Origin of the sequence: Paenibacillus sp. RU5M (assembly GCF_900221055.1) — a bacterium.
GTDB classification, from domain to species: domain Bacteria; phylum Bacillota; class Bacilli; order Paenibacillales; family Paenibacillaceae; genus Paenibacillus; species Paenibacillus marchantiae.
Genome location: NZ_OBQM01000001.1, coordinates 428,833 through 455,825, shown reverse-complemented (window position 1 = coordinate 455,825; position 26,993 = coordinate 428,833). Strand labels below are relative to the sequence as shown.

Sequence of the window (26,993 nt, the reverse complement as noted above, 5' to 3'; positions counted from 1 at the left end):
CTAATTCTAGCTATTCGGGATCGTATAGACCAGATCCACCTGTTCCCCGTTACTGAAGCGGTAAAACCGATAATAGTTGTGAGTATCATCGTTGTAATACACTTGCCATACATAGATTCCATTCACAACGCCTGGCATGATTCGTTTGATCTCCCCACCGGGAACTTCAGAGCTGAACCGATTTCGAATCTGAGCTTCATTCATGCCGTTCTTTAACAGTTCACCGTGTACTGCATTGGTTCCCGTCACGGGTTTGTTATTCTCATCAAACTTGATCCACACCATGACATCCTGGTTATCCTTATTTTTGCCGATCAGGGTCCAGTATATGTTGTCTCCGCCGTCTTTCTGCCCCCAGACATACTTACGCAGCTCTTCGTGGGACGTAATCCCCAGCTGTTCCTGGGCCGCCTGTATGGCCAACGCCTCTTCCTTGCGCTGATCCTGGGTAACATAGACATAATAACGCTGAAGTCCAAACAGAATCAGAACCAGGAGCAGCAGCGAAATCCATATCCACTTCTTTTTTTTCTTCAAAAGCCGAACTTCCTTTCCCTATGACGATGCTGTCCTTGTAATTAACGGGCAAGCAAACTGTCAAATGCCAGCTGAGACTCACGCAGAATGCGCTCTTCATCCATCGTAAGACATTCGCCATGTTTAACCACTTGTTTACCATCCACCCACACATGCTCCACATCTTTGGCCGATGCCGAGTAGACCGTATGGGAAATCAGATCCGTATGCGGATAGAAATGGGCCTGTTCGATGTTCAACGCGATGAAGTCAGCCTTCATGCCAACTTGCAGAGCGCCTGTATTGTTCAGAAATATGGATTTAGCACCATACGAAGTTCCAAGCAGAAGCGCTTCCCCTGCCGGCACTGCAGTAGGGTCACCGGACACACCTTTGTGAATCAACGCAGCCAATCTCATCTCTTCAAACATATCCAGGTTATTGTTACTTGCTGGTCCGTCTGTTCCCAGAGACACAGTCACGCCTGCTTTCAACAGATCAGGTACACGTGCAACACCCGAAGCCAATTTCAGGTTACTGCCTGGATTGTGGGAAACTGCTACATCATGCTTTGCGAGAATCTCGATCTCTTCATCATTCAGATGTACCGCATGTGCAACCAGAGATGGACGGGAGAAAAATCCTAGCTTCTCCAGATGTGCGACCGGACGCAGTCCGTAATCAGCCACGTTCTGTTCCACTTCTCGAATCGTTTCAGACATATGCGTATGCAAAGGCAGATTCAGATCATGAGCAACCTGTACCAGCTTCTCTATGTAATCCGGAGGGCAAGTGTAAGGGGCGTGTGGAGAGATTACGGTTGTAATTCTTCCGTCTGCTTGTCCATTCCATTGACGGGCAAATGCTGCGGACTCTTCGAGCTTGCGAAGTTGTTCTTCTTCTGAGCAAAGTCCGATTACCCCACGTGCCAGAGCAGCCCGAACGCCAGATTGTTCCACCACTTTCGCAACCTGATCCATATGATCATACATATCTAGGAAAGCTGTTGTTCCACCCTTCAACATTTCAAGCACGGAAAGTGATGTGCCCCAATATACGTCTTCAGACGTCATTTTGGCTTCCATTGGCCACATTTTCTCCTGCAACCATACTTGTAACGCCAGATCGTCTCCATGGCCTCTGAGGAGCGACATGGCCGCGTGACCATGCGTATTGATCAGACCCGGCAAGAAGAACAGTCCTTTTCCGTCCACCTTTGTCAGGCTTTCGTCTCCTTCCGGCAATGTCTCACCAATATGCACAATCTTGTCATTCTCAACAACCATAAAACCTTGAACCACGTTCCAATTCGTACCTTCACTCACGGCAAATTTGCCGTTGTGAATTACCCATCTATTTGTCGTCATCTTCCTCGTCGTCCTTTCCATTCTCCAAGTAATAAGCCAGGCTAAGTAGATCCGTCGTAAAATCAGCATGATGAATGCGAATATGCGGCGGGGTCTTCAGGATCGTTGGCGCAAAGTTCAGAATCGCTTCAATTCCTGACTCAATCAGCTGATCTGCAACATTTTGGGCTTCCGTATCCGGAACCGTGATAATACCTATACGAATGTTATCTTTTTTGACCGAATCCGTTAATTCATTCATCGGTTGTACCGTCAAACTGTTGATTTGACTCCCAATTTTCGGACCGTAGGCATCAAATACAGCGACGATCTTCATGTTGTCTTTGAGATAGGCATTGTAATTGGACAAGGCATGTCCCAAATTACCTGCTCCGACAAGAGCTACATTGATCTGCTGGTCTATTTTTAAAATATGGCGGATTTTCTCAATGAGATATGAAACGTCATATCCAATCCCTTTACGACCAAAGTCACCAAAGTAAGCCAAGTCTTTACGAATCTGGGCAGGATTCAAATCCAGCCTCAGTCCAAGTTCTTGTGAAGAGACCGTATTGACTTCGCGCTGATGCAGTTCATTCAAATAACGCAAGTAAACAGGCAATCTACGCACCACGGCTTCCGAAATTTTATCTGATTTCATTCATTGCTCCCCCTTACCAAGGCCACGATAGATAGATGAAAAGATGAGCACCCTGTCTAAAACGATGCAAAATGATTACTGAATTAAACAGGATGCTCCTTGTTATATAATGGATAATTGCTTTAATCGCTTTACTCGCATATCCATGAAACGAATACATGATATTAATCAATTTTACCGCCAATCACTGGCGTCTTGCAATAATGGAAGCTACAGAGCGTATCTGTTATTGTTGCTCTTCGGTTGGTCTCTCGAGCCATTCCGAAATGCGTGGAACCATCTGCTCTGTAAGCATGTGCTCCATTTTGGGACCAGGTAATGAATATAAAAAGTACTTGCCATAATACGCTTCAATAACGCGTGTATCGTATACAATCACAATGCCTCTGTCTTTGCCTGTACGAACCAGTCTGCCAAATCCCTGTTTGAAACGGATGACGGCTTGTGGCACGGATAGCTTCATAAACGGGTTTTTCTTTTGCTGCTGCAAAAGCTCGCTCTTCGCTTCCACTAACGGATGATTCGGTGGCTGGAACGGCAGTCTGACAATTGCAAGGCAGGTCAGAGCCTCTCCCGGAATGTCCACGCCTTCCCAAAAGCTGCTTGTGCCAAGTAGCACCGTTGCTTTAGCATCTTGGAACCGACGTGTAAGCTTGGAACGGCTGCCGCTGTCCACCCCTTGCCCAAGCAAAGAGATATCGTTGCCTGACAAAGCCTCCTTAAGCGGGTCATAGACCTGTCGCAGCATGCGGTAGGAGGTGAATAACACCATCATGCGTCCACGAGTCGCAATAGCCGTTTCCGCGAGCGAGTGCACGAGCATATCCACAAAGTGTGCATCGCCTACACTGCCCTTCACGCTTGGGAAATCACGCGGAATGACAAGCAGCGCTTGTTCTCGATAATTGAACGGTGAAGGTAGCATCGACGTTAACAGACGGTTATTGTCGGCAGCTTCCTGCAAACCCAGCTGTTCGATCATGAATTGAAATGACTTGTCAACGGAGAGCGTAGCCGATGTAAGCACAACGCTTTTCTTTTTATCAAAGAACATATCCTTCAATTGTGCACTGACATCGACAGGAACAGCATAGAGTTGCAGTGATTTACTGCGGAACTGGCCGCTGGCCTCCATCCAGTACACGGTATTGGCATCATCCATCCGCATGAAGAAACGCAGATTATCCTTAATCGTTGCCAAATCCTTGAGCAGACCTGAGATATCCGTAATCAGACTATCGGACTGATAATCGTCCTGATCTTCTTTCACTTCAAGCAGCAGCTTGTCGCCTTTACGAATCAAATCGCCTAGGGTGACATAAATTTGGTTTTCAGCGTCCTGCAATTCCTGCCATTTGGCTGGTTTTTGTGAAGACTTCAGTCTAAGTGAGAATTGTCCTGTCTCGCCTGGAGAAGCATCGCTGCGTTCAGGCAGCAGTCCGAACAATGCATCGCTTAGTCGATCCCACATCTCTTTAACTTCGACAGCAAGCGGGAACATCTGATCAATCATGGAGCCCCACTGTACCGAATTTTCATGACCCGACAATTGAGAACGCAGCATAGGCAGTTGGCCATTTCGGCTATCTTTAAACAGTCGGGTCAGTGTATGAACCAACGTGAAATATTTCATATGAAGACCAAGGTGCTTACCTGCTACGTCCTCCAGATGATGTGCTTCATCGATGACGAGACTTTCGTAGGCTGGCAGCAGCTGATGTGCTGCTTTGACATCCGTAAACAATTTCGAATGATTCGTAATGACGATATCCGAAAGCCCGGCTTCATGTTTGGCCCGGTGATAGAAACATTTGCGGAACCAAGGACAGGAACGTCCAAGACAGGACTCAGACTCACTCTGTACCGTCTCCCAGAAGTCTCCTCCGCGCCCGCTTAGATTAAGCTCCTCGTCGTCTCCAGTCTCCGTCTGAGTAAGCCAGACAATCATCTGAGCCGCTGTAAAGTAATCCTCTTTCGGTGTAGCAAATTCACGTTTATTGATTTTATGCTCAAACTTACGCAGACACAGATAATGCCCACGTCCTTTGAACACCGCTGCCTTGAACGGGAACGGAACCACTTGGGTCAGCATAGGAATATCCCGCTCTCTCAATTGCTCCTGCAGGTTGATGGTATGTGTGCTGACCATGACTTTCTGTTCCTGTTTCACACTTTCATAGATGGCAGGCAACAAATAACCAAGTGATTTGCCCGTACCTGTCCCAGCTTCGATTAAGAGATGTTTCTCCTCATCCAAAGCTTGTCGTACACTGCTGAACATCTGAGTTTGCGCCTCACGCTCCTCATAATGGTCCAGCGTCTCCTTCAGGTTATCTCTAACCTGATCCATAAACTGCTCAAAGCTTACGCCTTCCAGCGGATTACCCTCTCGCTCATCACGTGGTGAGCCTATATCGGTCCAGTCACTCACGTTCAGGGCAAGCTGGCGGTAATACGTATGACCATCCAGATCCTGAATAGGCTCTGCTTCCTTCTCAGAACGCATTCCATCGAAGAACCAACCCAAGTCACTGTCTTCCGGTGCAAACAGGTCACTGAGGCGCTGAATCGTGATCAGAGGCAATGCACGCAGCTCATCGAGACACTTCAGTAATACAAAAGCTGTTGCAAGAGCATCACTGTCTGCCTGATGAGGACGGTCATGCTGAAATCCGAATTCCGAAGACACATAACCGAGTTGATAAGAGCCCAGTGACGGGAACGAGATCTTCAGGAAATCAATCGTATCCAGGATCCGTCCGGTAAATGGCAGATAACCGCATCGATCGAGTGCATTTTGAAGAAAATGAAAATCAAAAGCAACATTGTGTCCAACAAGAACCACATCATCAAGCAGCGGAACCATCTCCATCATCATCTCTTCCAATGAGGGAGCATCCGCCACATCTTCATCGGTAATACCGGTTAACCCCGTAATAAACGGAGGAATCGGTACACCTGGGTTCACATAAGAACTATATATTTGAGTTATGCTGTAGTCATGATCTATGATGGCAAGTCCGGCCTGTATAATCTCACCGTCGGACTGCGTGCCGGTTGTTTCGAAATCCAATACGGCAAATTTCATTGCAATGTACGGTCCCTTCCATTCCAGTCTATGTTACAGCATAGCAAAAAAAAGGGCGTTTGAAAATTAACTGACAAAAAAGGCGGTGTCCCCGCCGCTATGCCAGAGGAGGGAACACCGTCTTAATGCCGCCGAATAGCCCTAATTTAAGGCAGTCAGCTGATTTGCATATTGCAATTTTCCGCTGTTTAACCGACAAGCTTCCATGTTATACAGCGGTTCGGTCAACGATGGGTCATACTGAAGCGCCTGCGCAAATAATGAACATGCACCTTCAGGATTCGCGAGCTTGGCCTCGATACAGCCCAGGACGTTACATACCAACCCTTTCAATCTCGGCGAACCGTTCAGATGCATGATCCGCTGCAAGTGTATTCCTGCTTCCTCGGTTTGTTCCAGGTTGAGATGAGCAAGAGCCAGGTAAAAACGAGTCAATGCACTTTCCGGATAGTCGGTCACAACCCTAGAAAATTGCATAATCGCCTGTGGGTACATTTGCAGTTTGAAATATCCCTGACCGCGACTGAAACACTCCAGATGCAGTTCTGGCAGTGCGGTAACAGCTTCCTGTTCAGGTTCGAGGGAAGCAGGCTTATCCAGTTCCCTTTCCCTCACCTGGCTCATTTTTTCTTCAAACATCAGCCACTCATCAATCATCCCGTCACTCATCCGCTTCAGCAAATTCCACTTTTGCAGCAATTCCTGTTTGCTTAGGCCTTCAGCAGAAGGGTAGCGCTTGATAATTTCATCTAACATGTCGTTCATTTCTGCGAAAACATGCTGGAACATCGATGCATCCCCACCCTTGAAAAAATGGATTAGTGCAGTGACCTGTACTCATTTTTTGTAGAATGGGTCGATTTCATCCCCCTTACCAGTCGATTACATAATCGTCGCATGAACTTCGTGCTTCATCGTTTGCACAGGTTTATTCTGTCCATCTACAAATACAACGGTAGGCTTGTGATTATTTGCCTCTTCTTGAGACATCATTGCATATGAAATGATAATGACGGTATCGCCAGGCTGTACCAGGCGAGCTGCTGCTCCATTCAAACAGATCACTCCACTTCCACGTGGACCTGGAATGACATAGGTTTCCAGACGTGCACCATTGTTGTTATTCACAATTTGTACTTTTTCATTTTCCATCAGATCGGAAGTTTCCATTAGATCTTCATCAATGGTAATGCTACCCACATAGTTCAGGTTTGCTTCCGTAACGGTTGCCCGGTGAATTTTGGATTTCATCAGTGTTCTATACATGGGACAGTACCTCCGATTTTTGCAGCCTTATATTGTCAATCAATCTTGTTTTGCCGAATTTTACTGCAAGTGCGATCAACAGATCGTCACGACCATGAACTTTTTCCTGATCCAAAAGTGGCTCAAGACTTGGAAAAGCCTGAATTTCAGCATAATCAATCACGGCCATTGGTGAACGTTCAATGTTCTCACGCAATATAACGCGGATATCCGCTGCTGTCATTGCCGTCCCTGCATCTACAGCTTCCTGTGCCTCACGCAGAGCCTTGGACAGAACAAGAGCTTCCTGACGCTGTTCTGTGCTGAGGTACACGTTGCGCGAACTAAGCGCCAAGCCATCACTTTCACGAACGATAGGACAAGGCACAATCTCAACCGCCATGTTCAAATCGTTAACCATCTGCTGGATCACAGCTACCTGCTGTGCGTCCTTCATGCCAAAAAATGCACGCTGCGGTTGTACAATGTTAAAGAGCTTTGACACGACCGTAGTCACTCCGTCAAAATGCCCTGGACGAGAAGCACCGCACAAGCGATCCGTTAAGCGGGAAACCGATACGGTCGTTTGTGTAGGCTGTGGATACATCTCTTCAACAGAGGGAATAAATACGATATCCACCCCTTTTGCTCGTGCAGTTTCCACATCTCTAGCTTCATCCCTAGGGTAACTGTCAAAGTCTTCATTCGGACCGAATTGAATTGGGTTTACAAATATGCTCAAAACCACGATATCACTCTGTTGTTTGGCCGCTTGCATCAAACTTGCATGGCCTTCATGAAGAAATCCCATCGTAGGCACGAGTCCTACAACGGACTGTCTGGACTGAATCGACTGACGTTTCAAGCTAAGCTCTTGTCTTAATTCTGCGATTGTCCGTATCACTTTCATACGTTGGTCTCCACCTTTTCTTTGCGATGTCCGTACAATTGATCCAGAACGCCGTCAGCAGCGGTAAATACATGCTCCTGTGCCGGGAACGAGCGATCCTTGACTTCTTTCACATAGGACTCGATGCTGTTGCGAATCAATGTACCTACGTCTCCATACGATTTGACAAAGCGTTTTGGCGTGTATGGGGAAGCATACTGAACCACATCATGGAATACCAGTACCTGACCATCACACCCTCTACCTGCGCCAATGCCAATCGTAGGAATAGACAATTCCTCCGAGATCGCTCTTGCCACTTCTTCCGTGACCAGTTCGAGTACAATGCCGAAAGCGCCAGCTGCTTCAAGCGCCTTGGCTTCGTCCATCAGCCGTTTGGCATCAGCAGCATCCTTGCCCTGAATACGATAACCGCCAATTTGATTCACGGATTGCGGTGTAAGTCCGATATGTCCAAGTACAGGCACACCGGCTTGCACAACCGCTTTTACCGTATCCGCGATTTCAAGACCGCCCTCCATCTTGACCGCTTGTGCATGACCTTCCTGCATCAGGCGACGGACACCTTTAAGCGTCTCATCCAAGCTACCATGATACGTCATGAAGGGCATATCAGCCACGATAAACGTATTTCCCGCACCACGTACTACAGAGCGTGTATGGTACACCATATCTTCGATCGTAACAGGCAAGGTGGAGTTATAACCCAATACCACGTTTCCCAGTGAATCACCAACCAGAATTAGATCGATACCCGCTTCCTCGGCCAATTGGGCTGTCGGATAATCGTAAGCTGTAATCATGCTAAGCGGCACGCCGTCCTGCTTATATTTTTTCATTTTCACAATATTCAATGCTTGTTTGTTTGCCATTTTCGTTATGGCTCCTCTCATCTTTTCAATTTAAACGCAACAAAAAAACCTTTTAGTTTCCACTAAAAAGTCCCGAAAAGTCAAAAAAGAGTCACTTGCGATCGTCCCTTCTGTCTCGGTCCTCTTCGGCTCAGAGCAGAATCCAACAACTCACTTTACTACCATTCCTGCCTTGTCACTGCAACATTTTGAAGCAGAACAAAGCATACTATTGCCGGAGTGCAATTCGGTCTGCATTAGCCGATATCGCCTCACGAACACAGTATACCAAAGTTCTGCCCAAAGTTCACGTCTTATGTTCATTTTTACGGTGTAAATTCGACAAATTGTTTAATTTACCAATGAAACTTCACCGGAGTAAACCGATACTCGCTCACCGTTTTTCTTCTCCAAAATCAATGCACCAGAAAGATCAAGGCCAATGGCAGTACCTTCGATGATACCCTGCGGATTAGCCACCTTAATTTCACGATTCATGGATACGGACAAAGCTTCCCAGAGCGAAGAGATCACACCGAACCCTTCCTTTTGATACAAAAAATACAAACGCTCCAATTCCGAGAGAATGGCCGCTGCAAGTTTGGTTCGGTCTATGGTTTGTCCAGTCTCCATCTTAAGCGAAGTTGCGATTGTTATCAGATCCTCGGGATAATCCTTAGGATCGAAGTTCACATCCACGCCTATGCCTGCGATACAGTAGCGTAATTCGTGGTCTTCGACGGTTGATTCAAGTAGAATTCCGCATACTTTACGACCATCAATCAAAAGATCGTTAGGCCATTTGATCCCAGCATCAGCACCTGTATATGATCGAATGGCACGACACACCGCCACACCCGTTAATAACGTAAGCTGTGGTGTATTTTGCAGGGCAAGCTCCGGACGCATTAGAACACTCATCCAGATGCCTCGTCCAGGTGGTGAGAACCATTTACGTCCAAAGCGGCCTCGTCCACCTGTTTGTTCTTCTGCCAGCACCACTGCCCCTTCGCCCTGCCCCTGTTCAGCCATGTGCTGAACATCACCTTGGGTGGACAACGTGGAATTCAGAATGATTGCCTTCCGACCAAACACCGTCGTTTCCAATGCCAGCTGAAGCGCTGTGGCATCGATACTGTTCGGTTTCGTGATCAAGCGATACCCTTTGCGAGATACGGCCTCAAACTCATAACCCATGTCACGCAGTTTGTTTACGTGCTTCCACACGGCCGTTCGGCTAATGGAAAGGTTGCGACTAATCTCTTCACCAGACACAAACTCTCCTTCGGCATTCAGTAACATATGTAACAGTTCCTCATGCTTTGTCATCTGCAGCCACCCGCTTTACTTCGTTGGTCAGCATGTCATGCTGATTCGCTATATTTCCGATCGCAGTCTCTCTTAAGAGATGCTTCATTAGTTGTCCCAGCCATGGTCCGCCCTTGCGCCCAAGTAACTGCAAAACGTTCTCACCCGTAATATGCAGATCTTTCAGTTCATGCACCTTCATGGATTGACTCCATGCTGCACCTCGTGATTGTATTAATACGATCTGTTCTTCGTGCAGAACCTCTTGATCCCTCCAACCAGTTGGTAGCAGTTGTTGAATGATGAGCCAGTCCTCTGTTGCCTGACGTCCTCCAGACAGCACAGTTACGATCCATTCTGATCGAAGTGTCTCTTCATCCTTCTGCTCTTGTACGACAGTCTGGATCAACTGTTCGACCTGGAGAACTCCATTAATGCGGGAACGATCGTCATTAGAAAACGTCCATTTTCGAAGTAAAGCATCTGCTTCATCCCTGGTATAATGGCCTGCAATCAGCACCATGGACCAGCGCAATAGAACGTTTTCTTGGTTCAATTGTTCCATATTGGACATGAGGGCTTTATTGAATCGCTCCATGGAGATTGGTGCCTTCACATGCTCCAGTGCCTGGCTGCGGAACAGCAATTCCAGACCGCGCAGTGGATGGGGGCCTGCCATCATTTTCACCATTTCGGTACGTACTCTTTCCATGGCGATATGTTGTAGCAGATCCTTTTGTCGAACTAACCCCTTCCAGGTGTTGTAGGCAATTTTGAAATCAAATACTGAAGCAAAACGAACACAGCGAAGCATCCGCAGTGCATCTTCTCCAAACCGTTCTGCCGCCGATCCCACACACCTGACCCGTCCATCCTGAATATCCGATTGTCCACCAAAAGGATCAACGATATTACCGTCACGATCCATAGCGAGAGCATTCATTGTGAAGTCACGCCGCTGCAAATCTTCTTTGACATCCTGCACAAATTGAACGGCAGTGGGTCTTCGATTATCCTTATATTCAGATTCAGTGCGAAAAGTTGTAACTTCAAAGTAAAAACCTCCTGAACGTACAGTAACCGTTCCATGCTGGAGGCCCGTAGGAATACAATCCGCGAACAGTTCCATGACTTGCTCAGGAGAAGCGGACGTGGTGACATCCATATCATCCACGCTACGTTCCAGCAGTTCATCACGCACACAACCACCGACCCAATAAGCTTCGTACCCTGTTTCATTTAATGTTCGCAGTACCTGTTCACTTTGTCTTGCCATTTCATGATCTACCTGTGTCCATTGAACCACTTACTCTCACCCCATAACTACGTGTTGCTTGGTGTGGCTTACACAGATATATTTCCAAGATGGAACAATCCTATCTGACAATCAGCCACAAACCGGCTTCAGATTCGGAACTTCACGTCCCAGCACCCGGTAGTATATTTGTTCATATTCATGCCGAATGGCATCATTACAGAAATCATGATGGGCCCGTCTCAAACATGCCTCTCTGAAGTCTGCTGTCAAACGGTCGTCAGTCAACAAACGAATCGTGTTCTCCGCCATCGATTGCGTGTCGCCAATTGGAGACAAAAATCCGGTCTTGCCGTGCAATACCAGTTCAGGAATACCCCCTGCCTGTGATCCAATAGTAGGTACACCACAAGCCATGGCTTCGAGTGCTACCAGTCCAAAGCTTTCCTTCTCAGACGGCAGCATAAGCACATCAGCCATCGAAATGACTTGAGCAATATCATCCTGCTTACCTAGGAAATGAACCTTGTCATTCAGTCCAAGCTCATTAATCTTCCATTGAATCTTCGGCAAGTCCGGTCCTTCTCCAACAAATAACAGCTTGGCTGGTACTTGCTCCTGTACTTGACGGAACACTTCTACCACATCCTGTGTTCTCTTCACAGGACGGAAGTTGGAGATATGCATCAGTATTTTTTCGTGAGGTGCTGCGAAGTCTCTACGCAGACTTGCTGCATCACGTGGATAATAAATTCTTTTATCAATAAAGTTATAGGTCAGATCGATTGGACGTCTTATATCCAGCAACTCAACCGTTTCACGAATCAAATCCTGGGATACGGCCGTAACCGCATCACTCTCGTTGATGGCAAGTCGAATCAAATCCTTCAACGACTCATCCTGCGCCAGCACAGTAATATCTGTTCCGTGTAACGTTGTAACCACCTTTAAGTCCTCACCAACCATTTGTTTTGCCAAAAAGGCACACACCGCATGTGGAACTGCATAATGTACATGTAGCAGATCCAGTTGCTGTGCTTTGGCTACTTGCGCCATTTTCGTGGCCAATGACAGGTCATACGGTGGATAACGGAAGACGTAGTAATCGTTGACCTCAACTTCATGATAAAAAATATTTTTCTGAAATTTACCCAGTCTAAACGGGATACTATTAGCAATAAAGTGAACCTGGTGACCCTGTTCGGCAAGCAATTTGCCCAGCTCCGTTGCGACAACGCCAGACCCTCCGAGGGACGGATAACAGGTAATACCAATTTTTAGCTTTTGATCCATCCGGTGGACGCTCCTTTAATCTCCCGCGTGTGCAGGTTGATGTAATGCAACGGAAATGCAATTGATAAATGATTTATACGAGCAAGTTCGATCGTTTTATGACTTGGCTGCTTGGCCAAATTGATGAACTACATAAGGTGTAATGCTAGCGAATCCTTCTGCAAATGGAATAAGGCTCCGCTGTCCGAGCAAAGAATCCCGAGCTTTCACACGTTCAATATATCCTTGAGTCAATGGAGTGGCAACTGCGCCTTCTCCCAATTCGAACTGAGATCGATAACTGAGCAATGAATTTTCCTTCTGCTCATAGTGTTCCGTAATATCCACAATCAAATCCGTTGGTCCGATATCGTTAATAAAGTAAAAATACAATTCTTTCACCTGAACTGCGGGCATGTCCGGCATATAGTTTCTAAGCTTGGCATTAAAGACAGCCTCCTGCACCAGTTTGCTGCACATCACATGATCCGGGTGACGATCCTCCCAATATGGCGCAAACACGATTCGAGGGGCATGACGCCGTATCTCGGCAGTCACAGCCTCGATGTGTTCTGGAGTAATATACAGCCCCCGATCAGGCAAACCGAGATTGCTTCGACACGAAAGACCGAGGACGCGGGAGGCTTGCTCCGCTTCCTCGGCTCTGCGCTCTACCGTCCCGTTGGAAGACATCTCCGCCCGGGTCAGATCACACACGCCTACTTTCAGTCCAGCTGCAGTATGTTTGGCAATCGTTCCTGCCATCCCAATCTCTGCATCATCCGCGTGTGCACCAAATATGAGAATGTCCAAACTCATTGAGCATCACCCGAATTCAATCCACCCTCAGGCTTGTATTTATGTACAAGCTCTCTCCAGCCAAAATCACCGCGATCGAGCGCTTTAACGAGAATCTCTGCAGTTGCAATATTCGTAGCAAGCGGAATCCCCTGTACATCGCACAAACGCAGCAAAGCGTTAATATCTGGTTCATGAGGCTGTGCCATCAATGGATCACGCAGAAAAATAATCAGATCCATCTCATTTTGTGCAACCAAGGCTCCGATCTGTTGATCCCCGCCCAGTGGACCGGATTCAAACCGATGGATCTGTAAAGAGGTTCCTTCCATAATGCGAAGACCTGTTGTACCTGTCGAGTACAGTTGATGGTCTGTAAATACATTTTCGTAGGCTGTCACGAAGTTAACCATCTCTTCTTTTTTGCGATCATGGGCAATAAATGCAATTTTCAACATGACAATCTCCTTTAGTCGATAAAGTGATCAAATCCGTAGATAAGTCCTGTATATTCCATAACCTTCTGTACACCAATCTTAACACCAGGCATATAACCTGCACGTTCATAGGAGTCATGACGAATTTTGAGGGATTGGCCAAAGTCTCCAAATACCACTTCCTGCTGGGCGAATACTCCCGGCAACCGTACGCTATGAATTCGGAATCCATTATAATATCCGCCACGCGATCCTTCGATCGTCTCTTCTTCATTCGGATTGCCCTGACGAAGTTCCTCACGGTTTGCTGCAATTAGCTCGGCTGTTTTGATTGCTGTACCCGAAGGAGCATCAAGCTTCTGATCCCCGTGATATTCGATGATCTCCACATTCGGCATATGTTTGGCAGCCTGTGCGGCAAATCTCATCATCAGAATAGCACCGATTGAGAAGTTAGGGGCAATCAACCCTCCAATGCCTTTGTCCTGACACTGCTTGTCCAGCTGTTCGATCTGCTCCGGCGTAAAGCCGGTAACACCCATAACAGGTCTTACTCCGTGACGAATGGCAATTTCTGTATGGGCAAAGGCATATTGAGGGACTGTGAAGTCCACCATAACCTGCGGTTTAGTCTCTGCAAAAGCCATCTCGATATCATCGGTCAAAAGCACCCCACATTCGGGTAGACCGACAAGTGTTCCGGCATCCGTGCCTACTCCGGAGCGGTTGACCGCTGCGGCGAGCTCCAGTTCAGGATCTTGAAGCACCAGTTTCACTACTTCACGGCCCATCCGGCCAGCCGCTCCGATTACGGCAACTCTTATTACTTCACTCATCTTGACTGCATCTCCTCACTATGTTGGTTCATTTGGTTGAATCCAGTTCAAACGATTTCCATCCCGTTATGAAATGGCATCTTATTGAATGGATTTCATACGCTGCTTAATTTCCTGTAACAATAGATGCAGTTGATCATTCTGCGGGTCCAGCAACAATGCGTCACGAACGGAACGGGTTGCAAGGTCGAACTCATTCAGATCGCTGTAAGCAAGAGCAAGCATGATATGCGCTTCCACATATAACGGGTCAAGTTTAACTGCCTGTTTCAGCAGATCGGCCGCCTGCACATATCGTTCATGCGTTCCGTCTCCTGCCTGCTCAAGCAACACCTTGGCCTGAAGGCTTATCTGTTTGGCTTCCAGGGTCTGTAAATGCAAAACATATTCCTCTATCCCCTGTGACAGTTCTACAGCCTTGCGCGCATATTCAAGCGCTGGAGCCAAGTGGTGACTGCGGGCATGTGTAATGGAACAACGATAATAGAGCTCCGCATGTTCCGGGTGAGCATCAATGGCAGATTCGAACCAACGAATCGCCTGCTCAAAATCATTTTGCAAAATACAGCGGTACGCATGCTGCATATACTCTTCCGGTTTCATCATCCAAGCTGTCCCTCCCTCATTGAGGTGATGGTACAGCATATGTAATCTACGCCTAATCGGTGTTTTTTGGCGTCCACCGATTTGCATCGCGTGTGTTAAATTTATGCATGACTTTGTCGTGCGCCTCTGCCAGGTCGATCCCGAGAGAATTAGCAAAACAAATCGTGATAAATAAAATGTCACCGAGCTCAAGCTCAATGGAATTGTCTGCTTCGGAAGATTTTTTCGGTTTTTCACCGAACTCGTGATTCACTTCCCTTGCAAGCTCTCCCACCTCTTCAGACATACGGGCGAGCATGGCCAGCGGGCTGAAGTATCCTTCTTTGAACTGGGAAATATACAGATCAACCTCACGCTGCATTTCTGCAATGCTTTTCTCCATGAGAACGGATTCTCCTTTTGAAATTGTGTCGTATTTGTTCCTAATATATCAGTTATTTAGATTCACTTCCACCATCATAAACGACAAATCATTTTTAAAGAATCGATAAACAGGTATACTAAGATGGGAATGATTGCTTTCTCATTCTAATTTGTAAAATGGAGAGGGAACTTATGAGCACTTCCAAAACCTGGGTTCAATTCAAATTGATTCTCCCCATCCTATTGGGTACGGCATTATATGCCTTTGGACTTCTGTACTTCATCATCCCCAACCAGCTCATGGAAGGCGGCGTAACCGGGATTACGGTCCTGCTAAATTATGCGTTCAACATCTCTCCTTCGCTTACAACCTTGGTTGTTAATATTCCACTCTTTCTGGTGGGGCTTAAGATTTTGGGCGGCAGACAGATGATCTATACAGGCGTGGGTATAGGAGCACTTACGGTGTTCCTGTGGTTATTTGAAAAAATGATTCATCTTGGTTGGATTGAACCGCTGCATACCCAGAATGATCTTTTACTTGCAGCACTTTACGCTGGAGTTACATTGGGAGCAGGGCTTGGCATCGTATTCCGCTGGGGTGGAACGACAGGTGGCTCTGACATCATTGCCCGCATTCTTAATCGAAAATATGGCTGGAGTATGGGACGTGTACTATTAGGTATCGATTTCATCATTATTGGTATCTCCCTCGTCTACATCCCCAAAGAAAAAATACTGTATACCCTTGTAGCTGTGTTTATCGCTTCTAAAGTGATCGACTTCATTCAGGAAGGAGCCTATTCGGCTCGCGCATTTATGATCATCAGTGACCATGCACCTGAGATTGCAGATTTGATTACCCGTGATATGGACCGCGGTGTAACGCTCATTCCCGCCATTGGTGCATATTCGAAGCAGGCCAAACATGTTGCTTACTGTGTCATCTCCAGGCAGGAATTCCGACGTTTGCAGACGATTGTGCGTTCGGTTGATCCTAGAGCATTTGTTATTATTAGCGATGTGCATGATGTACATGGAGAAGGGTTTAAGGAAAGTTGACCTTTTACTTCTACAAAAAAGAAAACCTCTCTCCCCAAGAGAAGAGCCACGGAATGGCCTGCCTTGTAGAAAGAGGTCTTTGTCATATCGTGATAACAGTAATGGCTTAACGCCGAAAAGGAAAAATCCCTTGTTGCTGTGCCCGATATTTACGATAACCCGCATAACTTAGCGTTGCTATGATTATGGAAGTAATGAGCAATCCGGCTGCCCTGCGATTGGGCCCCTGAACAAACGGTACGAAGGCACTTTCGTCCTTTTCCCGACCAAACAACTGGTTCACCAACTCTTCACCGTGGGTTACCATACTCTTCAATTGTGCGATGTCAGTCTGCTTGGCCGCAGTCAGACCCTTGGTATGAGACAACCAGGCGTCCAGTTGGGCGATCTCGTAAGGTTCACGGCGGATCATCGCCGCAGGCCGGATCGTCTCGTAATGCTCCTCCAGCAAGGCGTAGCGGCTTGCTATTATTGCTGAACTTAACTGTTGATCTGCCGCGGTTGATAGCGCATCAATATCATTTTTTACGATTTTATAATACTGGAGCCATAAAGGTTTGGCCGGGTTCGCGAGACTGTCTGCCGCAAGTCGAAGTTTGGCAGAGGCCTGCTGCAGAGATGCATCATCACTTTTCACCCTGACCGCAGCTTCTTTCACTTCAACAATGGTCTCGGATAGGGCATGAATGCCTTCTACTGTCGTCTGACCCTCAAAGGATATATGCTCCAGACCTTTACTGATTCGCAAAATACTGCCTCTAACCTCTTCAATATCATTCTCCAAGGCATGTCGATACAGCAGGGCCGCTTCTTCATTTAATTGCTGAATTGAATTTTTGGCTAATACTTGCTGATCTGTATTTCCGTTCGCACCTATACTTTCCGCTGATACGCTGTATGACAAGTTCGTCCAGAACAGTAGAGTCATGAACGACACCACCATAAATCCAGTTTTGATCCTGAACGTTCTCTTCATGGACATCCCTCCCACTATCAATGTATGGCGGGCCGGAGTTCCTTAGAACAAGCTTACATTAGGAAATCAGGTCCGTTTGGCCTGTCTCAATGCAAGCCATGCACAGAGAATGCTCACAAGCGTCAGTCCAACGGTGAAGTTGCGTACACCATCCAGATGGTCCATCAGCGATGCGGGCAGCCAAGGGAAGATGTCATAAGTATAATCCATCGTATCGTTTAACAGCGTCCATAATGCAGCGATTACTAGAGCACCCCAACGGAACCCAAAGAACCGCACATACAGCAGAGCCTCAATAGCCATGGCGCTATGCGACGCAATTAACATCCAATCCTGCCAGTTCTGTGCGCCCCCCTGCATCCAGCCTGCAAAAATGATGGAGACTGCCCAAACACCGTATTTTACCGAAGTAACCACAGCAAGCGCCTGTATGATATGTCCAATCCGATTCAGAAGCATCGATTTCGGCTTGTACAAAATCCACAACAAGGATAGTGTAAAAAACAGACTCGCCGTCGGACTGTCCGGCACAAACACAATTTGCCATAGTGGTTGCTGTGCCAGCGTATATTCCAATTGATCCCCGTACCATATGTATCCATATACTGTTCCTAATGCGTTACACCAAAAAAGAAGCCACAGGAAATAACGGTTCGTTAGAAATTCCCGGCTCCAAAAATACGATAAAGCCACAGGCTCTGCCCCTTCCATCATATGTGTTCTGCGTTCCAAAGATAGGTTTTGCGAAAAACGCCTCAAAAAAACCTGACCGCATAAACGATCAGGTTTCATTGCTTATTTCGATTTTACTGTTCTGCCTTCTGTTTCGCAAGCCATTCTGCCAGGTGATTGATGTCATCATCTGTCAGCCCTTGAGCAATGGCGTTGTCGTACTGAGCAGGCATACTGTTATATCCTTCTTTGATAATCGTCAGGATTTCTTCCTGGCTGTGTTTGTCGCCCACACCCCGAAGCGAAGGTCCTCCTGCTCCCTTCATATCAGCCGCATGACATCCGATACATCCGGCCTTTTTGAAGGTTTCCATTGCAGGGTCATCCTTCTCAACGATCGCCACTTCTTCTTTTTGACCTGCCGCATTGGAGGTAGGCAGACCCTGCGCGTGTTTCTCACGCGCTTCTTCTTCACGCTGAATATGTTCCGGCTTCTGGCCGCTTGCTTCCAACTCATGCGAGTAGTGTGTCCATGCAACATTGGTCAGGTAGAAAACGGCCATCACCGATAGAATCATAAGTGATGATGCAATCGGACGTTTGTAGAAACGCCGCTCCTTGCCTGTATCCAGAAAAGGGGCCAGTAACAAAGCGCCGAAAGCAACTCCGCTGACTCCAAGTACCCCGAGCAGGACATAATCACCTGAGGCATATGGGTATTTCAAATACTGATACAGAAAAAGGAAGTACCAGTCCGGCATCGGGATAACCGATGCACTTGGATTGGCCGGGTAGCCCAGTGGTGCAGGTTCTGAAATCGTTAATACCAGAATACCAACCAGTACAACGACACCAACCATCCATTCCTTCAGCAAGAAGTTAGGAATAAAAGCCTCTGATTTGCCGGGATACGCCGTGTAATCCGGTGGAGTTATAAACCCCGCGCCTTTACGGACGCGTGAGTCCCCGACGAAGATAATCTTTTCCTGGTCATCTGACTTGTGTCCGTGAGCCATGTCGATTCCTCCCTTCTCAGATTATAGTGGTCCCGAAATGCCCTGTCTGCGGATCATAATAAAGTGACCGACCAGAAGCACCAGAAGCACAGCCGGAAGGAAGAAGACGTGCAGGGCAAAGAACCGTGTTAACGTCTGCGCACCTACAATAGTTCCGCCTTGCAGGAATTCCTTAATGATCGGCCCCAGCCAAGGAACCGTGTTCGCAATCTCCAGAGTAACCTTGGTTGCAAAGTAAGCTTTGTTATCCCATGGTAACAGGTACCCGGTAAGCCCGAGACCCAGCATGACAAAAAAGATCAGCATGCCGACAACCCAGTTCATCTCACGTGGTGCTTTGTAAGAGCCGGTAAAGAATACACGCATCGTATGTAAGAACATCATAACGATAACCAAACTGGCTCCCCAATGGTGCATCCCGCGTACAATTTGGCCGAAGGCTACTTTGGTCTGCAAATACTCGACACTGGCGTAAGCATTAATAATATCAGGCACATAATACATGGTCAGGAACATCCCTGACAAAATTTGAATAACAGTGATAAAGAACGTCAATCCACCAAAGCAGTACACGAATGCGGAAAAGTGATGAGCCGGGTTTACGTGCTCTGGAACTTCATGATCCGCAACGTCCCTCCAAATTGGCGTGATATCGAGACGCTCGTCAATCCAGTCATAGACATTTTTAAACATCTGCGTTCACGCCTCCTATTTGACTCGGGTGTTCGGAACAATGTCGCCCAGATAAACCCAACCCTGATCTTCCTTAACCACATACTCATCCAGCGGCTTCGGGGCTACGGCAAGATTCTTGCCTTCTTTGGTATAATGCGCACCATGGCACGGACAATGATATTCGTCGGGATACTGCTTATCACTGTTCCAACCTACGGTACATCCCAAATGTTTACAAATGGGTGAAAGCGCATAGATTTTGCCCTGTTCATCTTTCCTGATCCAGGCGATTAACGAAGCATTGCTCAAATACCAACCGTCTTGCTGTTTCACTTCAAACGTAAATTCTTGAGGTTCATTCGTAATTTTGCTGATTTCCGCTACTTTGACAGAGGTGCCTTCTCCCTTGTGCTGCAAAATCGGGTCCACCGCAAAACGGACCATGGGAAGTATTGCACCGGCGGCCATGTAGGCTGTAGCTCCACCAAGCGTGTACGTCAAAAACTGCCTGCGTGACATTTCCATGCGGCTTGGCAATTTCATCGAAGCTTCGTGCTGGTCATGCTCACTGCTCATACTGTCTCCAACCCCCTTTTTCAGCCAACTCTCTTAATCGTTTTCATTATCAGAAATTCCACGACTTACTAGAACATACATAATCATATAGTAGCCCTAGAACACCGTCAAGAATTTGTCACACATTTTTAAGGTTCATTTGTAAGCGTTATTAAAAAAGTGTTGGTAAATTGTCACATTTGTCATAGGTAGATCATCTTTTCCATAACTCACGGATTTTTTCCCCGACAAAACGCGAAATCCCTTCTTCTCCAACCTCTTGAATTAAAACAGAACGACTTAATACCAAATCTGCAGAAGTAATTTGGGTCTGTTCCATCACACCATCAGATGACATTATAACCACATATTTGAAACCGGAAGATTTGAGTTGTTCGGATAAGGTATTTAATGCCATTGACATATCCGGACACGCATAATGGAATGCAGGGTAAGTCATGATACGCCCTTTAAACGGAATCTCCACCAGATCCAAAAAATCTCTAAGCCGCTCCAACGCCTCAGTTGCTTCAACCGGAGACTGCTTGCCCGTTAGGGCTGTATATGGAATAAGGCATGTATCCAGATAGAGTTGCAGTTCCGCCCAGCTGTCTTGAGTCATCTCACTGAATTTCAATTCCCTAATTCCCCTCTCTATCCATTTTATTCCCATATTATATATGAGCTTATATTATAAATCCAGAGATTCATACTTTTTCCGTGTAGGAATGGTCGTGAACGCAAAAAAGAAATGCGTGTTTCACGCATTTCCTGTGTTATATATTTATTTTTACATGCTCATCAGTTTATGGCCTTCAGTTCATCCGTCAGATTCCGGAAAGCTACTTCGTCTCCGGTAGCCAATGCATTATCGATTTCCATATACAGCTTCTCGCTGCGCTGTTTACGAAGCGCGTCGTCCCACACCATCTCAGCAGCCAGCCCCAACATGACTTCATACGTAACTTTCATTTTATCCAATAGGATGCACCTCCAAAACGGATTTAAGAGCTCCTATACTCCTTTCCTTTGGCAACATAACCTAGTGTAGTTCTCGACATCCGCTCAAGATCTGCATCAGTCAACTCACGTATCACTTTGGCTGGTGTGCCCAAAGCAAGGGTATAGGGCGGAATTTTAGTATTTTCAGTAACAACAGAACCGGCCCCGATCAGCGTATATTCACCAATTTCGGCTCCATTGAGAAGGATAGCGCCCATACCAATCAGCGAACCTGTTCCGATACGACATCCATGGATAATCGCAGAATGCCCTACCGATACATCGTCGTCCAAAATCAAAGGTTGATCCGTGTTGACGTGTCCAACAGCATTATCCTGTATATTACAGCGCCGTCCAATCACAATGGGTGCCAGATCGGCGCGCAGCACAGCATTGAACCAGATCGTAGATTCTTCACCCATTGTCAGATCACCTATTAGTTTGGCGCCTTCAGCCATATATACCGAAGGGTGTAACTGTGGTTGCATACCTTTGTATGGAATTATCATAAGTATCACTCCTTAATTTGGGAGTGATTTTAGCAACTTGTCCTTCACTTGTCAAACATAACGGGGGTAATATCCCCGGATAGCGAGCGACAGGATGATGCAAGACGTGAACCCCATGCTGTCATTTGTACTGTTCGCCCATCTGCATGCTCTCCAATGCGAAGCATGCCTAGGTGCAGCATCATTTTGAGTATCCTGTTGTCATAAATCGTCTCTGCAGTGTCATAATAGAACGGCTGAATGTAGGGACCAATCTGTCGGAACAAAGACTCTGCTGTGGACCAGCTAGCTGCACATTCCCCTGTCCAGTACACAATGGAGGACAGATTGGGAATAGCACCTTTATAAAGTCTTAACCAAAACCGAAATAGCTGTATCATCTCAGCTGTTTTCTCTGCCCCCAGCTTGTCTTCACCGGAAGGTGACAATTTCAGCGAGCCCTGCTCCTCTCGGACCAGACGATGATGAAAAGCGTAGTCATAGATGAACGCAAATCGGTCGGGGTAGTCTTTGAACGAACGACCGTAACCGAATCTCCATCCAGCCTTACCCACCAGCGCCTCACTTACATGCAAATGCTCCATGATCTGCTGCTGAGAACGACGATACATCATGCCTTCTGCGTTTAGTGCTATTTCATGCTGCTGGACAAATTGTAGAAACAGTTTCAGATCATCTGCGAGTAGATGGTATTCATCCCGGTAAACGGGAGGCTCGCTCGTCTGTGCAATGCCGGCTTTCAGGTGAGTGGATAACACATCCCGAAATCTCAATTGCAAATCCTGGGGTACCTGATACAGATACCTGGTCTGTTGAGTTGTGCCATTGAACAACCATCCACTCTTCGTGAAGCGTACGATAAGATCACGTGGACTGGCTCCAGCCTCGCTATCTTTTTTATCCATCGATTGACGAGCAATGGCGACAAGTTCCTCCATACCGTAGTATTGACGGGCATCAAACAGCAAGTTGTTCAAAAATCGCAGATCTACCTGGTTTAGTTCACGAACCTGCTGCTCAAAAAAAGGTCTGCTGCCCAATGTAGTGAGAATACTCTGGATGAGTTCATGTTTGGAATTGGGCTTACACTCGCACTGGTAATAGTCTGCTATTCGATTAAGCTGGCCGATATCGGCAAAAGTAAGCATATCCGCTAGATTCATGGGTCCATCGCCTCGCCCTTGACTACTTTTGGCTGTTGATTCGGGGCCTGGAGTAGTTTGGTTTTGTAAATATCGTTGACGGAATTCCTATGATCTAAACCTCTTTTTTGCAAATCTTTTATGTTTTAACCATACTATGCCCGAAGTTGCCTGCTCAGAAGATGAATGAGAGGTTCAAAATCATATAGAATGACAGTTATACATTGCTATAACGCAAAAAAACAACCTGAGTTAATTACTCAGGTTGTTTTGCCAGATCCAATGAAAGGTGTCTTGTACAGTTATAAAGCAGTGGACTCCAATCTTCACGTTCCTTCTCCAGGATCGTAAGCGACAGGTTTCCAATTCGTTCCGTATAGCGGTCTTTATACAAAGCTGATAGCAGATTGGCTAAAAAAGCGCCATGGGAGACAATCAGCACATTTTGGTCCTGATGAGCCTCCCATAAATCCTCCAGAAAGCCCAGTGCACGTGTCTGAATATCAGAAATCTGTTCCTGTCCCAAATCAAGCGTCTCCCAGGAAGCGCCCCAGCGAGCAACACGTTCTTCGGATGTCAGACCTTCAATTTGACCAAAGGCACGCTCCTTCAAGCGTGCATCTGGCTCCAGCAAAGGAACATTCAATAGCCCGGAGATAATCTCTCCCGTCTCCTGAGCCCTGGACAGCCCGCTCGTAATGATGTGGTCCCAGCGATACTCTTCGGTAAGCAAACGTCTACCCAGACGCTCAGCTTGCTCACGACCTTCTGCATTCAGAGGTATGTCTGTCTGTCCCTGAATACGTCCTGCCGCATTCCAGTCGGTTAGACCGTGACGAATAAGCCCGATCCGCATCTCATCCCTCATTTCTCTATACGGTGAACGAAAGCTTTACCTAAGCACGTGCACCTTGTTTGCGTTTGTTCGTTGTACGATGCATCCGTCCAAGAGAGAACAGAGCCATACCTATTGCAAGCAGCGACAACGCCATCCAGTACTGAGGATACGCTGGGCCCATGCTCACAACGAAGGGCTCAATAATACTACCTCTGTCCGCTCCCGTCATGTTGTACTTGTACAATCCGGAGGAAGAAGGCTCACTGCCCGCTACTCCTGTCTCCAAAATGCCCGTAGAGACCACGTTGGTCTGCTCAGCTTCTGATACGTCTGGCTTAAACATCGCCATGTACAGAAAGCTGCATAAAAAAATTGCCAGGAACGCAGCAATCCACAAAGACATATGCTTGCGGATTACAGCAGAGAAACGATTAACCTTTGCCTCTTCCGGCAGTAGCCATGGAGACTCCGCATAGATCCGGTCCATAACATTACGGTTCACTTTCTCTGCTTGTTGTTCTGTCACTGGGACCGGTATGCTGTGCATCAGAATTTGAGCTTCTTCCCACACCTCAAATTGCTGCGAGCAATCTTCACAACCAGCGAGATGAGCATGAAATGCAATTCGCTGAGGATGAGCTTCCGGCAAGTCCCAGACCAGTGCAAACAGTTCCTGGGCTTCATTGCAATTCATCTGTTCTTCATCCCTTCATATGGCTCGTAGACCGGTTCGAAGAAATAAGGTTCCAATTGAGTTTTTACGCTTGACCTTGCTCTGAACAATAACGATTTTACAGAACTGACGCTCTGCCCAAGAATATTTGCAATCTCCTGGTAATCTAGTTGATCATACTCTCGGAGTATAATGGCAGAACGCTGCTTCTCCGGTAAATTGTTAATTGCATCCCTAACCAGCATCACCCGCTCACTGCGCAATACAGCATGCTCTGGCGCATTCTCAGAAGGAGCAACAGGTACAATACCGCTCTCTTCAAGTGGAACACTCCCACTACGCTGTTTGCGAAGCTCACTCAGTACCGTATTTCTCGCAATGGTATATAACCAGGTTGAGAATGAGGCATCCACCTCTCGGAATGAGTGCAGACTGCGGAACGCCTTATAGAAAGTCTCAGAACAGAGATCTTCCGCAAGCAGCTCCATATTAGAACTTTTCAACATATGATATACGAAAGCCAGTATTTTACGCTGATAACGACTCATCAGCTCGGAATATAACTCCAGGTTACCTTCCTTGATCTCTCGAATCAACTGGGAATCCGTCATTTGAGTGCGACCCCTCCTCGCCCATCCATGTGCTTCTCCCCGTTCGACTCTATCCATGTATTACCGAACAGGCACAAAAAAGTTGCGGTTTTCACCGCATAAAACAGCGTTCAGCGCCAAAACAGGCCTTCCCGCCAAATTCCCCTATGTAATGGCAATTTCCCCAACGTTTCTACATTAACAGTATTTATTGTACAACGGTCTGCATCGTCCTGGCAAATCCATGGCTTCCATTGAAGCCCGACCAGTCATTATTATGCGGCCATTTTCTCGTCCATGACTTCAATTTGATCCCTTTTGTGAAGCCACTCTTATATTGGACGAACGAAGGCCTCAAAAAGTTTGTGTGAATAAAGAATTAATTCAAAATTTCAGTTCCTAATGAAGATCTATTCCACTTTGATGCAAGGATTATATTTCCTTAATTTACGAATGTTATAATTAATTCAAACAATTTTACTCAAAGTGTTGACAAAATGAAAACGGATACATATAATAAAAGTACAGTATGGTTTCTCTCCACTCCTATCCAATAACTGTATTGCTCCACGTGAGCAATGGCCGCTTATGTAAGCGGTCTTTTTTTTGTCCTTTTTTAGAACATGTCCTGTAACAGTTAGTTTTCAACACAAAGAAAGAGGGCTTTCGCCCCCTTCTAAAAACCTAAATCCACACTTGATACCCTAGGGAATCCAGCAACGTTTTGGCCCGTTCCATCTCTTCTTCTTGCCGGAATGACAAACGCATAATGCCCGGTACATCGACCCGGTTCTCAATAATCTCCATGTTGCTTAAGTTAATATCATTCGCCCCAAGCTCGGTGGCAATCTTGCCGATCATCCCCGGTGCATCCTGTACATCCGTATACAGATCAAACAACGACGAGATCATACCTTTCCGTCGTTCTGGCAGCACACTGCGGAACTCGCGTGCCTGACGAAACGCCTCCTCAATGCCCTCACCATTTTGTTGCTCCAGCATTTCGGTGAAAGCCGTCATCTGGCCGTTCCAGTCCTTCAGCAAGCCCAACAGCACCTCACGGTTGCTCAGCAAAATATCTCTCCATACAATGGCATCACTGGAGGCAATCCGAGTAATATCCCGGAAACCGCCTGCAGCTAGCATTTTATACAAAGGGTTCGATTCATTATATTCGCGCACCTGGTTCACCAGCGCAACTGCAATAACATGTGGCAAGTGACTAATCGCCCCCACAATGTCATCGTGCAGCAGCGGCTCTACACGTACAATCTGGGCACGTGTATACGCAAGAAGATCAGATAACCTGTCATAAGCTTCCTCAGGTACATATTCTGAAGGGGTCAAGACATAGTATGCATTCTCGAATAATACTGCCGAGGCTGCATCTACACCTGCACGCTCAGATCCGGCCATCGGATGCCCGCCGATAAAGTATGCGTCACTCATGCGGACATGCTCAGCACAGGCTGCGATGGACGCCTTTGTGCTTCCTACATCCGTAATAATACATCCCTTTTTCAAGGGAAGCTTGGCCAATTGTCCAAAATAGGATTCGAGCAGCCCAACAGGTACGCACAAAAAAATAAAGTCGGCATCCTGTACCGCTTCCTCCAGAGAGAGCGTAGCATCATCCACTACACCACTCGCTATGTACTTGTCCTTCAGTTCAGGCAGGTGGGCATAGCCCATCACCGTTACACCAGGCTTGCCTTTGAAGCAAAGCGCCAATGAACCGCCGATGAGCCCTACACCGATCATTGCAATTTTTAGTTTCATGGGTCCTCACTC

The 26,993-nt window shown here is 46.8% G+C and carries 30 protein-coding genes; 1 reads left to right on the top strand and 29 read right to left on the bottom strand.

Annotated elements, in window-relative coordinates; translation table 11 throughout:
• Positions 1 to 6: 6 nt before the first annotated feature.
• The 16 genes from CRO25_RS02260 to CRO25_RS02185 form a co-directional block, all read right to left on the bottom strand.
• A complete protein-coding gene (locus tag CRO25_RS02260) occupies positions 7 to 537 on the bottom strand; it encodes a DUF5590 domain-containing protein (RefSeq protein ID WP_063566799.1) in 531 nt (176 codons plus the stop codon).
• 41 nt (positions 538 to 578) lie between these two features.
• Positions 579 to 1,883: an amidohydrolase gene (locus CRO25_RS02255; protein ID WP_079694037.1), complete on the bottom strand. Its 1,305-nt coding sequence runs from the start codon at positions 1,881 to 1,883 to the stop codon at positions 579 to 581.
• Entirely contained in the window at positions 1,870 to 2,523 is a 654-nt protein-coding gene (locus tag CRO25_RS02250) for a redox-sensing transcriptional repressor Rex (RefSeq protein WP_053780717.1), read from the bottom strand. The genes CRO25_RS02255 and CRO25_RS02250 overlap by 14 nt, the downstream gene beginning before the upstream one ends.
• A gap of 226 nt (positions 2,524 to 2,749) precedes the next feature.
• Complete coding sequence (dinG, locus tag CRO25_RS02245; RefSeq protein ID WP_079694038.1) at positions 2,750 to 5,611, bottom strand: ATP-dependent DNA helicase DinG; 2,862 nt, start codon at positions 5,609 to 5,611, stop codon at positions 2,750 to 2,752.
• A 141-nt stretch (positions 5,612 to 5,752) separates the two neighbouring features.
• Positions 5,753 to 6,376 carry a tetratricopeptide repeat protein gene (locus CRO25_RS02240; protein ID WP_231952455.1) on the bottom strand — a complete coding sequence of 208 codons (624 nt, stop codon included), beginning with the start codon at positions 6,374 to 6,376 and terminating at the stop codon, positions 5,753 to 5,755.
• Positions 6,377 to 6,493: 117 nt separating this feature from the next.
• Positions 6,494 to 6,877: an aspartate 1-decarboxylase gene (panD, locus tag CRO25_RS02235; protein WP_079694039.1), complete on the bottom strand. Its 384-nt coding sequence runs from the start codon at positions 6,875 to 6,877 to the stop codon at positions 6,494 to 6,496.
• The gene (gene panC / locus CRO25_RS02230; protein WP_064636881.1) at positions 6,870 to 7,766 is read right to left on the bottom strand and encodes a pantoate--beta-alanine ligase; all 897 of its coding nucleotides are present in this window, start codon (positions 7,764 to 7,766) and stop codon (positions 6,870 to 6,872) included. Before panC ends, panD begins: the two co-directional genes overlap by 8 nt.
• Positions 7,763 to 8,638 (bottom strand): 3-methyl-2-oxobutanoate hydroxymethyltransferase, encoded by an 876-nt coding sequence (gene panB, locus CRO25_RS02225; protein ID WP_063566794.1) that lies wholly within the window; start codon positions 8,636 to 8,638, stop codon positions 7,763 to 7,765. Before panB ends, panC begins: the two co-directional genes overlap by 4 nt.
• 330 nt (positions 8,639 to 8,968) lie before the next feature.
• A complete protein-coding gene (locus CRO25_RS02220; protein ID WP_079694040.1) occupies positions 8,969 to 9,946 on the bottom strand; it encodes a biotin--[acetyl-CoA-carboxylase] ligase in 978 nt (325 codons plus the stop codon).
• Positions 9,933 to 11,201, bottom strand: a complete 1,269-nt coding sequence (locus CRO25_RS02215) for a CCA tRNA nucleotidyltransferase (RefSeq protein ID WP_079694288.1) — start codon at positions 11,199 to 11,201, stop codon at positions 9,933 to 9,935. Before CRO25_RS02215 ends, CRO25_RS02220 begins: the two co-directional genes overlap by 14 nt.
• Positions 11,202 to 11,312: 111 nt before the next feature.
• Positions 11,313 to 12,473, bottom strand: coding sequence for an N-acetyl-alpha-D-glucosaminyl L-malate synthase BshA (bshA, locus tag CRO25_RS02210; RefSeq protein WP_064636876.1), 1,161 nt, complete (start codon positions 12,471 to 12,473; stop codon positions 11,313 to 11,315).
• Between the two features lie 96 nt (positions 12,474 to 12,569).
• Entirely contained in the window at positions 12,570 to 13,271 is a 702-nt protein-coding gene (bshB1, locus tag CRO25_RS02205) for a bacillithiol biosynthesis deacetylase BshB1 (protein ID WP_063566791.1), read from the bottom strand.
• Positions 13,268 to 13,708, bottom strand: a complete 441-nt coding sequence (gene mgsA / locus CRO25_RS02200) for a methylglyoxal synthase (protein WP_024630633.1) — start codon at positions 13,706 to 13,708, stop codon at positions 13,268 to 13,270. Before mgsA ends, bshB1 begins: the two co-directional genes overlap by 4 nt.
• Before the next feature lie 11 nt (positions 13,709 to 13,719).
• Positions 13,720 to 14,523 (bottom strand): 4-hydroxy-tetrahydrodipicolinate reductase, encoded by an 804-nt coding sequence (gene dapB / locus CRO25_RS02195; RefSeq protein ID WP_053780709.1) that lies wholly within the window; start codon positions 14,521 to 14,523, stop codon positions 13,720 to 13,722.
• A gap of 81 nt (positions 14,524 to 14,604) precedes the next feature.
• Positions 14,605 to 15,129: a tetratricopeptide repeat protein gene (locus tag CRO25_RS02190; protein ID WP_256863565.1), complete on the bottom strand. Its 525-nt coding sequence runs from the start codon at positions 15,127 to 15,129 to the stop codon at positions 14,605 to 14,607.
• 52 nt (positions 15,130 to 15,181) lie between these two features.
• A complete protein-coding gene (locus tag CRO25_RS02185) occupies positions 15,182 to 15,511 on the bottom strand; it encodes a nucleotide pyrophosphohydrolase (protein WP_024630636.1) in 330 nt (109 codons plus the stop codon).
• Positions 15,512 to 15,684: 173 nt separating this feature from the next.
• Between CRO25_RS02185 and CRO25_RS02180 the strand changes: the two genes are divergently transcribed.
• The gene (locus CRO25_RS02180; protein WP_063566789.1) at positions 15,685 to 16,554 is read left to right on the top strand and encodes a YitT family protein; all 870 of its coding nucleotides are present in this window, start codon (positions 15,685 to 15,687) and stop codon (positions 16,552 to 16,554) included.
• 106 nt (positions 16,555 to 16,660) lie between these two features.
• Here the strand turns inward: CRO25_RS02180 and CRO25_RS02175 are convergent, their stop codons facing one another.
• The 13 genes from CRO25_RS02175 to CRO25_RS02115 form a co-directional block, all read right to left on the bottom strand.
• Positions 16,661 to 17,530: a sporulation protein YpjB gene (locus CRO25_RS02175; protein WP_179132078.1), complete on the bottom strand. Its 870-nt coding sequence runs from the start codon at positions 17,528 to 17,530 to the stop codon at positions 16,661 to 16,663.
• Positions 17,531 to 17,596: 66 nt separating this feature from the next.
• Positions 17,597 to 18,223, bottom strand: coding sequence for a DUF1405 domain-containing protein (locus CRO25_RS02170; RefSeq protein WP_079694290.1), 627 nt, complete (start codon positions 18,221 to 18,223; stop codon positions 17,597 to 17,599).
• A gap of 113 nt (positions 18,224 to 18,336) precedes the next feature.
• The gene (locus CRO25_RS02165; RefSeq protein ID WP_063566787.1) at positions 18,337 to 19,218 is read right to left on the bottom strand and encodes a menaquinol-cytochrome c reductase cytochrome b/c subunit; all 882 of its coding nucleotides are present in this window, start codon (positions 19,216 to 19,218) and stop codon (positions 18,337 to 18,339) included.
• Positions 19,219 to 19,239: 21 nt separating this feature from the next.
• Positions 19,240 to 19,911 (bottom strand): menaquinol-cytochrome c reductase cytochrome b subunit, encoded by a 672-nt coding sequence (gene qcrB, locus CRO25_RS02160; protein ID WP_017687726.1) that lies wholly within the window; start codon positions 19,909 to 19,911, stop codon positions 19,240 to 19,242.
• A gap of 15 nt (positions 19,912 to 19,926) precedes the next feature.
• On the bottom strand, positions 19,927 to 20,469 hold the full coding sequence (locus tag CRO25_RS02155; protein WP_063566786.1) for a ubiquinol-cytochrome c reductase iron-sulfur subunit: 543 nt from the start codon (positions 20,467 to 20,469) through the stop codon (positions 19,927 to 19,929).
• A 193-nt stretch (positions 20,470 to 20,662) separates the two neighbouring features.
• Positions 20,663 to 21,085 carry a DUF2487 family protein gene (locus CRO25_RS02150; protein ID WP_063566785.1) on the bottom strand — a complete coding sequence of 141 codons (423 nt, stop codon included), beginning with the start codon at positions 21,083 to 21,085 and terminating at the stop codon, positions 20,663 to 20,665.
• Positions 21,086 to 21,249: 164 nt separating this feature from the next.
• The gene (locus tag CRO25_RS02145) at positions 21,250 to 21,429 is read right to left on the bottom strand and encodes an IDEAL domain-containing protein (protein ID WP_063566784.1); all 180 of its coding nucleotides are present in this window, start codon (positions 21,427 to 21,429) and stop codon (positions 21,250 to 21,252) included.
• A gap of 23 nt (positions 21,430 to 21,452) precedes the next feature.
• A complete protein-coding gene (locus tag CRO25_RS02140) occupies positions 21,453 to 21,959 on the bottom strand; it encodes a gamma carbonic anhydrase family protein (protein WP_063566783.1) in 507 nt (168 codons plus the stop codon).
• A gap of 44 nt (positions 21,960 to 22,003) precedes the next feature.
• A complete protein-coding gene (locus tag CRO25_RS02135; protein WP_079694042.1) occupies positions 22,004 to 23,122 on the bottom strand; it encodes a hypothetical protein in 1,119 nt (372 codons plus the stop codon).
• Positions 23,123 to 23,357: 235 nt separating this feature from the next.
• A complete protein-coding gene (locus tag CRO25_RS02130; RefSeq protein ID WP_079694043.1) occupies positions 23,358 to 23,957 on the bottom strand; it encodes a histidine phosphatase family protein in 600 nt (199 codons plus the stop codon).
• A gap of 40 nt (positions 23,958 to 23,997) precedes the next feature.
• On the bottom strand, positions 23,998 to 24,633 hold the full coding sequence (locus tag CRO25_RS02125; protein WP_063566780.1) for an anti-sigma factor: 636 nt from the start codon (positions 24,631 to 24,633) through the stop codon (positions 23,998 to 24,000).
• The gene (locus tag CRO25_RS02120; RefSeq protein ID WP_053780698.1) at positions 24,630 to 25,223 is read right to left on the bottom strand and encodes an RNA polymerase sigma factor; all 594 of its coding nucleotides are present in this window, start codon (positions 25,221 to 25,223) and stop codon (positions 24,630 to 24,632) included. The genes CRO25_RS02125 and CRO25_RS02120 overlap by 4 nt, the downstream gene beginning before the upstream one ends.
• A 663-nt stretch (positions 25,224 to 25,886) precedes the next feature.
• Positions 25,887 to 26,981, bottom strand: a complete 1,095-nt coding sequence (locus CRO25_RS02115; RefSeq protein WP_063566779.1) for a prephenate dehydrogenase — start codon at positions 26,979 to 26,981, stop codon at positions 25,887 to 25,889.
• Positions 26,982 to 26,993: the final 12 nt, after the last annotated feature.